3 protein-coding genes are annotated in these 14,425 nt (G+C 35.8%); all 3 read right to left on the bottom strand.

The features are described 5' to 3' along the window. Positions 1-91 precede the first annotated feature (91 nt). Positions 92-2,026, bottom strand: a complete 1,935-nt coding sequence (locus tag P6733_RS12670) for an OmpA family protein (RefSeq protein ID WP_306353269.1) — start codon at positions 2,024-2,026, stop codon at positions 92-94. Between the two features lie 11 nt (positions 2,027-2,037). Beyond that, positions 2,038-2,970 (bottom strand): PorP/SprF family type IX secretion system membrane protein, encoded by a 933-nt coding sequence (locus tag P6733_RS12665; protein WP_306353268.1) that lies wholly within the window; start codon positions 2,968-2,970, stop codon positions 2,038-2,040. 70 nt (positions 2,971-3,040) lie between these two features. Next, entirely contained in the window at positions 3,041-13,666 is a 10,626-nt protein-coding gene (locus P6733_RS12660) for an Ig-like domain-containing protein (RefSeq protein ID WP_306353267.1), read from the bottom strand. Positions 13,667-14,425: the final 759 nt, after the last annotated feature.

Genomic DNA, 14,425 nt, shown 5'->3' with positions numbered 1-14,425 from the left:
TTATAATTAGATACTTCTCATTATTAGTGTATAATAATGAGAAGTATTTTATTTGGGAATTTTAAAATTCTCTCATCAATTGATAATTCTTTTATTTTTGAATTACAATGAAATCTGAACGTCTATTTGCTAAGTGTTCTTTCTCTGTACATTTAACACCATTTGAACATCCATTTACTAATTGAGTTTCTCCATATCCTATTGCACTTTCTATACGACTAGAATCAATCCCTTTTGATAGTATATAGGTTTGAGTAGATTTTGCTCTATCATCTGATAGTTTCAAATTATAAGAATCTGTTCCTCTAGAATCTGTATGTGATTCTATTTTGATTTTGATATTCGGGAATTTAGCCATCGCAAAAACAACTTTGTCTAATTCTGTAGCTGCTTGAGGTGTTATGTCCGATTTATTATATTCAAAATAGATTGGATTAATTTTGATTTTTTCTTTGTCTTTATCTTTATCGATAAGATCATCAATATTGACTAATTGGAAATCTACATTTTTCATTGGTTCTCCAGATTTCGTTGTAATTGATTTTTGATCAACACTATATTTTTCTTTTGAAGCAATTACCTTATAGACCGTATTACAAGGAAGGGACATTTCATAAGTTCCATCTGTTTTAGTTGTAGATTCTGCAACCAAATCATTAAATTGATCGTATGCTTTTACTGTTGCATCTTCAATAGCTATTTTTGAGGTTTCATTTATAACTTTTCCAGATACTGATTGATTACAGATTGATTTAGATTTTGTAAAAGAATAAATATCATCATCACCTTTCCCCATCGTTCTATTTGAGGAAATATATCCATATTTAGATGTTTTATCAATAATGAAAGCAAAATCATCTTTATTACTATTGATAGGCTCTCCTAAATTTGTCGGTGTAGAAAAATTAAATCGACCATTCATCTTACTTTCAAATATGTCTAAACCTCCGTATCCATAATGTCCATCGGATGAGAAATATAAAACTCCATCTACAAAATATGGAAACATTTCTCTTCCAATAGTATTCACCTGATCTCCTAAATTTCGAGGAGAGCTAGTTGTACCATCTTCAAAGACTTCCACAACATAAATATCACTTTCTCCATATCCATCTTGCATATCAGAAACAAAAAATAACCATTTCCCATCTGGGCTTAAACAAGGGTGTCCAACACTATAAGAATCACTATTAAATGGCATTCCTTCTCTTTTTACAATCTTACCGGCATCATCAAGTGTAATTTTTAAGATTTGAAGATTATTTGTTCCTCCTTTATCATTTAATAGTTTTCGCTTACCTTTTGTATTATTCGTTGTATAGTACATCGTTTTCCAGTCTGATGAAAACGTCAAGGTTGCATTATGATAATTTGATGATATTTCTGGCATGAAAAAACTTTCATTGAACAGAGATCCATCAGCCATACTTCTTTCAGCAATGTATAAGTCTAAAAATGGTTGTTCGTTCCAAGAATACAGTTTATTATTAAATCTTGTAGTGTCTTTACTCGATGCAAAAACAATTTTATCTTTATAAAAAACAGTTCCAAAATCAGATTTTGTACTATTATTATCTAAGTTTTTAATTTTATATAAAACTGGAGCTTGACGTACACTATCAAATCCTTTTTTCTCTAAAAGATAATGAGCTATTTCTTTGTCATTCCCTTTTCTTTTAAGGTATTCTTTCGTTAATACATCTGCCTGATCGTAGTCTCTAACACCTTTCATTGCTTGAATATATCGTAAAAAACATAGGTCTGTCAAGTTATCGCCTTGTACGTCATATAGTCTTTTATAATATTTCAGTGCATTTCTGCTATCATCCACAAAATAATAGGAATCAGCAATGTTTCTTAATGTCTGAACACCTGGTTTATCTACATCTTTTAGATATTCTTCATAAACTTTAGCCGCTTCAATATAAGAGAGGTCAGCAAATAGTTTGTCGGCCATTTTCAATTTTTGTTGTGCAAAACCGAAGGTCATACAGAAAAACAAACCTATAGTAATTATTTTTTTCATGGCTTTTTAGTTTAGAAGAATCTTGGTGATCTGATACGACTTGATTTCTGTGGCATTTGAAATCTTAAAACAATTTCATGTGAACCACTATTGTACTTGTTAAAATCTGTTACAGAGTAATCATAGGAATATCCCGCAAAGAAGCTTTGTGAAATTTGGAATCCTACCAATGCACTTACAGAATCATCCCATCTATATGAAGCTCCTAAAGTAACCGTTTCCTGTATCATAAAATTTGCAGATACATCTACAGTTAATGGAGCATTGTTTACAATTTTTGCCAAAAGTGCTGGTTTGAATTTCAGACTTTCTGATAAATTAAATACATATCCCCCCATTACATAGAAATGTAATTGATCTGAAACCACAGATTCTTTCACATCATTATAATAATCAGATCGGATAAAATTTGGGATGGACAATCCTGCATACCATACATCTGAATATAGATAGGCACCGGCTCCGATTGAGGGCATAAATTTATTATTGATATTTGTGTTTAATAAAACATCATTATTGTCATAGAATCGTCCTTTAGACCAGTCTACGTTTAACATTCTTGCCCCAGCTTTTAAACCTAAAGCAAGCTTAGTATCGTATCCCGTTTGTAAAGTATAGGAGAAATTCCCATCTACCGTAATTTCATTAGATGGACCTAATCTATCATTAATAATATTAAGTCCTAATCCAACTTTATCATTACTTAATGGGGAATGGATTCCCAAATTCTGTGTTTGTGGTGCTCCAGATATTCCCACCCATTGTGATCTGTGCAATGCTATTACTTCCAAAGATCCAGTAGAACCTGCATATCCAGGATTAACGGCCATGGTATTATACATATACTGAGTGTATTGTGGACTTTGTTGTGCGGTAACAACTACTGAAGTCATCACAAATACTAATAGAAAGTATTTTTCTTTTATTATGGTACTGATTTTCATACTTTTTAATTTTTTAGTTTAGTAATTTCAAGAAGGTTAGCAATAAGCTAACCTTCATAGAAGTCCATACTTATCTCATGATGTATACCCATCCTTTTTTAGTAATACCGTCACCTGTATCAAGTACATAATAATAAGTTCCTGTTGGTAAATTATTATCATTTCCTATAATTGCGTCTTTCACATTAATTGTTCCTTGCCAATTATTAGTGTATCCTCTTGTTTTGTATACAAGATTTCCATATCTATTAAATATCTCTAATGTATTATCAGGATATTTCTCAATACAGTCTATTTTGAAGTTATCATTTGATCCATCTCCATTTGGTGTAAATTCATTATAAACAATCAAACAAAGTGGGTCTACTGTTGCTGAGGCCTCATTATTATCTCCGTTCAAATCAACTGGTGTAGATGTCGTGATACTAGCTGTATTAAGATATTCACCAGTAGGTAAAACCTTAACCGTTACTGTAAGCGTAGCTGTCTGACCTGCATTAAGTGTTGGGATTGACCAGAAACCTGATAATTGGTTGTAAGTACCTGTTGATGTACTTGCACTTACAAAAGCATATCCATTTGGTAAAAGCTCTGTTACTACTAAATTTATGAATTGACCAGATCCTACATTATTGACTTTAATTGTAAATACTACATTATCATCAATTAGCGGTGTTGGATTATCAACTGTTTTAGTAATTGTAATATCAGAACATGTTGCTACTGTTAAATCCAGTGTACCAAAAGTATCGTTGTTACAACCATTCACATTTGTATACGATACGCTTACTGAAGCAGCTCCTATATTTGTCCAAGATATTGTTATTGTATTGTCTACTGTTGAACCACCACTAATTACAGTTCCTCCGTCTACAACCCAAACATAATCTGACATTCCTGCAGTAGTTGTATATGTTACTTGTTCAAATACACAAGCACTACCATCCCCTCCTGTAATAACTGCATTTGTTTGATCAAAGAAGTTTACGACAACTGCTAAACGTATTGAACTCTCGCAACCAGTTGTTGCATCCACTAAAGCCGCATAATAAGTCCCTTCAATTAGAAGTGTATTGCTGGCTAAAGCCGTTCCTCCTGTTGGAGTACTATACCATACAACGTTTGATTGATTCACTTGAATATTAGCCACCGTTGGATTAGAATCTTGACAGAAATCTTGGGTAGTATCAGTCGTTGTTGGTGTAGCTGCATCTGTAACTGTAACCGTAATTACTAAACGAATTGAGCTTTCACATCCTGTTATTGCATTAACTAATGCTCCATAATAGATTCCACTTACTAAAGGTGTAGTTGAAGCTAAGGCTGTTCCTCCTGTTGGAGTATTATACCATATAACACCAATCTCATTCGTTTGAATACTGCTCACAATTGGATTCGTTGCTTGACAGAAATCTTGGGTAGTATCAGTTGTTGTTGGTGTAGGTCCATCCGTAATTGTTACTGTTACTACTAAACGAACTGAACTCTCACAACCTCCAGTTACTATCGCTCCGTAATAGGTTCCACTTACTAAAAGTGTAGTTGAAGCTAGAGCTATTCCACCTGTTGGGGTACTATACCATACAACTCCTGGCTCATTGACTTGAATACTAGCCACCGTTGGATTTGTTATTTGACAGAAATCCTGTGTTGTATCATTCGTTGTCGGTGTAGCAGGATTTGTAATTGTAACTGTTACCACTAAGCGAACTGAACTTTCACAACCACCTGTTACGATTGCTCCGTAATAGATTCCACTCACTAAAGGTGTAGTTGAAGCTAATGCTGTTCCGCCTGTTGGAGTACTATACCATATAACACCTGGCTCATTCGCTTGAATACTAGCCACCGTTGGGTTTGTTGTTTGACAGAAATCTTGAGTAGCATCAGTTGTTGTTGGTGTAGCTGCATCATTCACAGTCACTGTTACCATTAGACGAACTGAACTCTCACATCCTGTTATTGCATCTACTAATGCTCCGTAATAGGTTCCACTTGCTAAAGCTGTTGTTGAAACTAAGGCTGTTCCTCCTGTTGGAGTACTATACCAAATTACTCCTGGCTCATTGGCTTGAATACTAGCCACCGTTGGATTATTTACCTGACAGAAATCTTGAGTAGTATCAGTTGTTGTTGGCGTAGCTGCATCATTCACAGTCACTGTTACTACTAAACGAACTGAACTCTCACATCCTGTTGTTGCATCTACTAATGCTCCATAATAGATTCCACTTACTAAAGCTGTTGTTGAAGCTAAGGCTGTTCCTCCTGTTGGAGTACTATACCAAATTACGCCTGGCTCATTCGCTTGGATACTAGCCACTGTTGGATTATTTGCTAGACAGAAATCTTGGGTCGTATCAGTTGTTGTTGGTGTAGCTGCATCATTCACAGTTACTGTTACTACTAAACGAACTGAACTCTCACATCCTGTTGTTGCATCTACTAATGCTCCATAATACGTTCCACTTACTAAAGCAGTTGTTGAAACTAAAGCTATTCCACCTGTTGGAGTACTATACCAAATTACACCTGGTTCATTGGCTTGGATACTCGCTACTGTTGGATTGGACACTTGACAGAAATCTTGGGTAGTATCAGTTGTTGTTGGTGTAGCTGCATCATTCACAGTCACTGTTACTACTAAACGAACTGAACTCTCACATCCTGTTATTGCATCTACTAATGCTCCGTAATAGATTCCACTTGCTAAAGCTGTTGTTGAAGCTAAGGCTGTTCCTCCTGTTGGTACATTATACCAAATTACGCCTGGCTCATTGGCTTGAATACTCGCTATTGTTGGATTAGTCACTTGACAGAAATCTTGGGTCGTATCAGTTGTTGTTGGTGTAGCCGTATCATTCACAGTCACTGTTACTACTAAACGAACTGAACTCTCACATCCTGTTGTTGCATCTACTAATGCTCCATAATATATTCCACTTGCTAATGCTGTTGTTGAAGCTAAGGCTGTTCCTCCTGTTGGAGTACTATACCAAATTACGCCTGGCTCATTCACTTGGATACTCGCAACCGTTGGACTATTTACTAGACAGAAATCTTGGGTAGTGTCGGTTGTTGTTGGCGTAGCTGCATCATTCACAGTCACTGTTACCACTAAACGAACTGAGCTCTCACATCCTGTTGTTGCATCTACTAATGCTCCATAATAAATTCCATTTGCTAAAGCTGTTGTTGAAGCTAAGGCTGTTCCTCCTGTTGATACATTATACCAAATTACTCCTGGCTCATTCACTTGAATACTAGCCACCGTTGGATTAGTAACTTCACAGAAATCTTGGGTAGTATCAGTTGTTGTTGGTGTAGCTGCATCATTCACAGTCACTGTTACCATTAAGCGAATTGAACTCTCACATCCTGTTGTTGCATCAACTAATGCTCCATAATATATTCCATTGGCTAAAGCAGTTGTTGAAACTAAGGCTGTTCCTCCTGTTGGAGTACCATACCAAATTACGCCTGGCTCATTGGCTTGAATACTCGCTATTGTTGGATTAGTAACTTGACAGAAATCTTGGGTAGTATCAGTTGTTGTTGGTGTAGCTGCATCATTCACAGTCACTGTTACCATTAAACGAACTGAACTCTCACATCCTGTTGTTGCATCTACTAATGCTCCATAATAAATTCCATTGGCTAAAGCAGTTGTTGAAGCTAAGGCTGTTCCTCCTGTTGGAGTACCATACCATATTACGTCTGGCTCATTCACTTGAATACTAGCCACTGTTGGATTATTTGCTAAACAGAAATCTTGGGTAGTATCAGTAGTTGTTGGTGTAGCTGCATCATTCACAATCACTGTTACTACTAAACGAACTGAACTCTCACATCCTGTTATTGCATCTACTAATACTCCATAATACGTTCCACTAGCTAAGGCTGTTGTTGAAGCTAAAGCTGTTCCTCCCGTTGGAACGTCATACCAAATTACGCTTGGCTCATTTACTTGGATATTCGCTACCGTTGGATTAGTCACTTGACAGAAATCTTGGGTAGTATCAGTTGTTGTTGGTGTAGCCGTATCATTTACTGTTACTGTTACCGCTAAACGAACTGAACTCTCACATCCTGTTATTGCATCTACTAATGCTCCGTAATAGGTTCCACTAACCAAAGGTGTTGTTGAAACTAAAGCTGTTCCTCCTGTTGGGGTACTATACCATATTACGCCTGGATCATTCACTTGAATACTAGCCACTGTTGGATCATTTGCTTGACAGAAATCTTGAGTAGTATCAGTTGTTGTTGGTGTAGCTGCATCATTTACTATTACTGTTACTAGTAATCGAATTGAACTTTCGCATCCTGTTGTGGCATCAACTAAAACTGCATAATAGGTTCCGCTCACTAAAGCCGTCCCTGGCGCTACTATTGCTCCACCCGTTGGCGCATTATACCAAACTACATTTGGCTCGTTCACTTGAATGCTAGCCACCGTTGGATTATTTGCCTGGCAGAAATCCTGTGTATCATTAGTTGTTGTTGGTGTCACTGGGTCCGTTACAGTTACTGTAACTAGTAAACGAACTGAACTCTCACAACTTGTTCCTGCATCAACTAATGCTGCATAATAGGTTCCACTAATCAAAGGTGTTGTTGACACTAAAGCCGTTCCTCCTGTTGGTACATTATACCAAACAACATTTGGCTCATTCACTTGAATGCTTGCTATTGTTGGGCCGTTAGCTTGACAGAAATCTTGCGTTGTATCATCCGTCGTTGGTGTAGCCGGATCTGTTACAATAACAGTCACAATTTTTAATTCCCCATTTTTATTCGGGCATGTATTGTCGCTTGCAACAGCTACATAATAAGTCACTGGACTCATTACACTTGTTAATCCAGCAGCTGTTAAAACTCCTGTAGCACTAACTGTATATGTAATACCGCCAATTACTGCTCCGTTTATTATAGGTTGTGTTTTATTATTATCTAAATACCAAGAGAATACTGGATTTAACAAGGTACTTGACGGTGTTAATATTGCATCTTGATTTTGACAAATTGATGCATTATTTACGGTTATATCATCTGTATTAGAGAATGGTAAAATTGTAAACGTTACCGATTTTCTATCTGGTTCTGCTGTTTCGCAATATTCATCTGAACTTACTCCTACAAAATAAGTATAGGTTCCAGGAACTAATCCTGTAATTGCTAATTGTGGAGTTGTTTGACCAACGATTAAAGTACTTGTTGTACCATTAAAACTATACCAGTGGTATACTGGGTTAGTCAATACTGGTAATGCATTTAATGTCGCTAGCAATGTTACATTTCCATCTTCTGCGCAAATTGTTGTTGATGTTCCTCCATTTATTGTTACACTTGCTACAGTGTTTACTGGTGTTGTAGCTTTAATTTCAACGGTTACTTCACCTCTTGATAAAGCTTCACAACCGTATCGAACTGGCTGAACATAGAATTTATGAATTCCTGGAGATAATGTTGCCGAAACAAAATATGTTGGGCCATTTGCAACTACATTTCCACCAATTGGAGAATCATACCAAATATAATTTGCACAAGCATCTGGCGGGACTTCTAAGGTTATTGGATCTCCTGGACAGGCTATGACTTTATTATTAATATCTCCACCTACAACTTTCGTATTGGTCACACGATCAATACTGTGTACTCTAAGGTAATCTAATACTCCTGCAACACCACCTAATCTAATTCTAACACGATCATATGGTTCTGCTTGTGGGAATACAATTACCATAGCCATTGAGCCTCCACTTAATAATTTAATACTTAATAATGTACTTGTGTTATTAATTGGTGCTCCTACTTCAACATTTCCTAAGAAACGTTGTATGCTGAATCCTGTTAATAAATTTACTCCTAAAACAGTTCCTGGTTTAGAAACTACTAATCTCAAGGTATCTCCAACAATTGTCGGTGTTCTAAATGACACTGTCAAATCTGCCGCTGCTAATACTCCCACGCCTGTAAACATTGTTGCGTAAGTTGACACATCATTGTCTGCAATTTTCCAAGCATCGGTTACACCTACTGTCGCTGTTAATGCACCAATTCCTAAATCTACTGCTCCATAGAATATATCTTCAATATCTCCTTGTCCGCAAGTTATTGTCGAAACTGATTGATCATAATATGCATCATATACATTTGTATTTTGAGCAACACTAAGTAGTGCTCCTGATGAAATTCGGATACCATCATAATCTTGAGGTCCTGATGTATTTGAAGGAACAAAAGTAAATTCAAATGTATTTTGCCCGGATAATAAATTTAATAATGATCCTGATATTGATTGTAAAACACCAATATCAATCGGATTACCTAAACCATCTCGCTTAGTTCCTACAATTGATACTCCACCAGCTAAAGTTACTCCGCTATAGGCAGATCCTAATTTCACTGTTACTGGAGTTCCTTTTGCAATTGTATTTGTCCATTGTAGATTTTGCCATGTTGTACCAATACCTAATAGACCTAAACCTGTTGTTATGGTTGAGTAGGTTTGTGGATTTCCATCTACTGCTGCTGGGCCATTTGTAACTCCACCAGTAATGATAGATCCAGAACTTTGCATAGATGCATATACTCTTTCTGTTAATAATGGACAGCTATCAGGATCAATAACGTTGACTAATACTGTTGCAGATACTGAGCAGGTTCCATTTGAAGCAATTACTGTAAAAGTATAAAATCCTGCTGCTGTAAATGGTCCTACTACATTTGATGATACATTTCCTTGAGAATCATACCATACAAATGGAGCATTTGATGTTGCATTCAATATTACTGTTGATCCAATATTTACCACTAATGGCGCACTAGACACCGTTAATGTTGGTAATGGATTAACAACAACTGTTACTGGTTTTTTTACTGATGGACAATCACCATTATTCGCTTGTGCTTGTATATAGTATATACCTCCAGTTGTTATATTGGCTGCTACTTGAGCTGTTATAGGATTGTTTGACGCATCAAAAAAGGTATAGGTTGTATTCCCTGTTATATCAAAATTTAAAATAGCATCTTTTAGATTTACTTTAGCGCATCCACTCAATGGAGTTGTTACATCTAAAACTGTACTTGCTGGGAAATTTACTGTTACCTGTTTTAAGGTATTAATTTCATTTTCACAAAGTCCGCCTGCGGCTACAGAAACATAATAATTATAAGGCGTCCCTGTTGCATTTAACCCGCTAATGGTAAGAGATCCTGTAGTTGGATTTTTTAAATATGTAACACCTGGATGTCCAGCATATCCTGTTGTAATTTCCTGTGTTTTAAGTTGTGTTGTATAATATTTAAATTGTCCGCCTACCACAGTTGTTGTTGGAGTCAGTACAATATCTCCTGCACATGAAGCTGTTAGGCTACTCGCAATGGTAACATCTGTTGCAATAGGAATTGACAAGACATTCACTGTTACTGCCTGACGAATACTATTTATACAACCTGCACGACTTACTTCTATATAATAAGTAGTCGTTGCATTTAAAGTTGGTGTAGTAAAGGTTGCTGTATTTGTTGCTAGCGCTACTCCTCCACTTGGTACATCATACCAATTGACTATATCTCCTCCGGTAACCGTTGCAATTAACGTTGCTGTTTGTCCAGCACATATAGGGGCTGTGGCTCCAGTAACCGTTAGCGCAGGATATCTATATGAAGCTCCATATATATCTAAAGCTGTTAACAATGTTGCCAAACCACCTAATCGAACTTCAACACGATCGAATGTTGCTCCAGCAATAAAACTTACTTTAAATCGATTACCTGTTAATAATTGTACATTTAATAGTCCAGAATTTATTGGTGTACGGTCATTATTGAAGTTTACTCCATTATAAGTAGCTAAACTAATATAAGATAATGCACTTACATCTATAAGTCCTGTTGGTATACCCAACTCTACTTCAATAATATCTCCTGATCTACCTGTAGAGCCAAATAGCAACGTTTGTTGAATCCATCCTCCTAATAATCCCACAGGGATAGAAAGGTGTGCTGCAGTATTGTTATTTCCATCTACTGAGTCACCATCATTTGTGACACCGCAAGCTAAACAAATACCGTTTTGATTTGGTATTTGACTATTAGCTGTTAAACAGCCTCCAGCAGGTGTAGAAATCACAATTACATTTATTACTGTTCTTGTTGAACTTGTACAGCCTGAGGCTAAGTTTCTAGTTCCAACGTAATAGGTTGTATTTACTGTTAGTGATGGTGTAGTATAAGTACTAGTAGCAGTTGCTATTGGTGAACCTCCAGTTGCTGTTGTATACCAATCAAACACTACTCCTGCCTCTGCACTGCTTACTTGTAGAACTACGCTTTGTCCAGATTGGATTGTTACTGTTTGAGAAGCCACAGTTGGTGCTAATGGTAAAGGTTTCACCACAACATTTACTGGTGTACGTGTAGGACTTATACAGGTTCCAATTACTGCCTCAACATAATAGCTTTTATCTGCTGTTAATGCCAAAGTTGTAAAACTTGTTCCTGTTCCTAATAAAGTACCGGCTGTTGCAGCATCATACCAATTATATGTTGTTCCTACTACTGGAGAAGGAATTGTTAATGTTGTTGTTTGTCCAGCACATATATTTGTTCCTAAAGCGTCTACTACAGGCGCAATTGGATTATTTACCGTTACTTGAACTGGTAGTCTTTCGCTATTGACACAACTACCACGTGTTATTTCAACATAATAAGTAGTGGTCGCATTTAAAGTTGGAGTCGTGTATGCAGCTGTATTACTCAATAAAGTACCACCCGTCATGGCATCATACCAATTGATTGTTTCCCCTAGACCTGCGGCGGCTGTTAATGTTGTGGATTGTCCATTACATATTGTAGCATTTCCAGAAATCGTTGGGGCTTTGAATCTATAGGTTGCACCATAAATATCAAGGCTAGTTAATACAGATGCTAAGCCACCTAATCGAATTTCAATACGATCAAAGGTTGCTCCGGCTACAAAACTTGCACGGAAACGTCCTCCTGCTAATAGCTGAACATTTAAAAGAGGGTTATTTATAGCTACTCTATCATTATTATAGGTTGCTCCGTTATAGGTTCCTAATGTGATATAACTTAAAACACCTAAATCTAATAATCCACCGGGAATACCTAGTTCGACATCTATAATATCACCTACTTTTCCAGCGGTACTAAATTGTAATGTTTGTTGTATCCAACCAGTAATCAGTCCTACTGGTACAGTAATTCTAGCAGCAGTATTGTTATCATTGTCTACTGAATAATCTGGATTAGTAGATCCGCAAAATAAACATAGACCATTTTGATTTGTTTGTTGACTATTAGCTGCCAAACAATTTGCTGGTACTCCTGTAAGAACTGTTACTGTAATGGGAACACGAGTTGGACTAACACAAACTGTTGTTAAATGATTTGCCTCAACATAATATGTTTTTGTTGCTGTTAATATTGGTGTTGTAAAAGTATTAGAATTATTGATTAAGGCAGATCCACCTGTTGGAACATCATACCAATCAATAACAACACCTGGTTCAGAAGTTGTCGCTGTTAAAGTTGCATTCTGCCCTGATTGAATCGTAACACTCTGTGTTAAAACTGTAGGTAAGGCTGGTATTGCTGTAGCAGTAACATTAACTTGTGTTCGTGTGGCACTTTTACAAAGTCCGATAGAAGCTTCTACATAATAAGTAGTAACTCCTAATGCAACTGTTGGTGAATATGTATTACCGGTCTGTAAAGCTACGCCTCCAGTAGATGTAGTAAACCAACTATAACTAGTTCCTAGTACTGGATTAACAACAGACAAGGTTGTAGATTGTGTAGGTGTTGCAGAACAAATTGCTGTTCCAACAGTACTAATAGCAGGGGCAATAGGATTAATTATATCCACCACAACTGGTGTACGTTCATCCCCTTCACATCCTGCATTTCTTGAAACACTTACATAATAGGTCGTTTGAGTTGTTAAATTTGGTGTAGTATAACTTCCAGTCGTAGACAACGGAGTTGTGGAAGTTAGTGAACTATACCATGCAATTGATGTTCCTGCTGCTGCTGTAGCAGAAAGCGTAGTGGATTGTCCCAAACATACTGTTTGAGATGCTCCTCCAACAATTGTTGGTTTCACAAAATCCAAACGAACATCATAAATTTTTAAGTTCACTAATAAATTTAAAAGTCCTCCAACCTGAATTTTAATTTGATTTGTATCATTTGGTACAGTATACTTTATCTGTGCAATACCATTTGCAGATAGCAAATTAAGGTTCAATAATGGACTGTTCAAAGGAACTACTGGTCCCACATCAGTTCCATTAAATTTACCTTGAAGTGAAACGTTAGATAATAATGAGACATCTAACACTCCATTACCTGTAGTAAAATATATCACTACTTGGTCGCCTGCTTTTGCTGTTTGATTGAGAACAAAAGTTTCTTCAACAAAACACAGTAATCCAACAGCATTTGTTAATGATGCGTATGTAGTTAAAGTTGGATCATTGTCAATTGCCTTTCCAGGATCAACAATACTCATCCCTATACATAATACACCTGCTTGGCTATTTGTTTGCGAAGTTGGACGACATACGTTTTGCGCATATGAGTTAGAAAAGACCATTAAAAGCAATAGCAACCCTAAAAATCTTTGACTTACCGTCAAATTTTTTATTGTAAAGTATGTTTTCATATTGCAGAGAGATTAAAAGGTTGAAAAGAAAAACCAGATAGCAACAAGTAATTATGACTCATACGCTGTTTTCTATATTTATATTGATTAGAAATTCTTGTAAGTAAATTGGATTGAAGTAATCCTTTATTTGCATTGGCTATCTTATCCTTATTTGTATCATTTACATCGGGGAATAATAATCCAAGTAGAGTACTATTTAAACTCTTCCATAATAATGTGGTATGATTTATGTATGAGAATAAGTAAACTCGTCCGACGCAAAAAATGACGAAATAAGAAAAGTAAAAAATGGAGAAATTATTTTTTAAAGTAGAGTTCAATTTCATACACAATACGATTAAAAGTTAAAAACATCGATAAACTAATCACAAAATGCCATCTAACTGATTTTTAGCACTTTTTATCTTTTAATTATGATAATTTATGGTTCTTTTATAATTTTTATTTTAATAAAAAATCTATTTTTGTAATGTGATATATATGAACATTTATATCGCGATTAATTTTTTTGTTATAAAACATAATAATTTTTTTAATCCTAAGTTATTAAAGATAAGCCCCATATCTTTCAACCTACTTCTTATTCGTTTTTTGGAAATTTATTTATCCAAACCTATAAGCTCGTAGCGTATTTTTAAAATTAAAAAATCGCACTTTGTGATTAACATTTAAAAAGTAAGCCATTTTTATAGTCACCAAAACGATTTAGAATTATTTAGTATCTATATTATAAACTCATTTTTATTCACTAGAGTA

Source organism: Flavobacterium aerium (genome assembly GCF_030766725.1).
In the GTDB taxonomy this organism is placed as follows: Bacteria; Bacteroidota; Bacteroidia; order Flavobacteriales; family Flavobacteriaceae; genus Flavobacterium; species Flavobacterium aerium.
The sequence above is the reverse complement of the archived record's forward strand: the minus strand, read 5'-3'. Positions and strand labels throughout refer to the sequence as shown.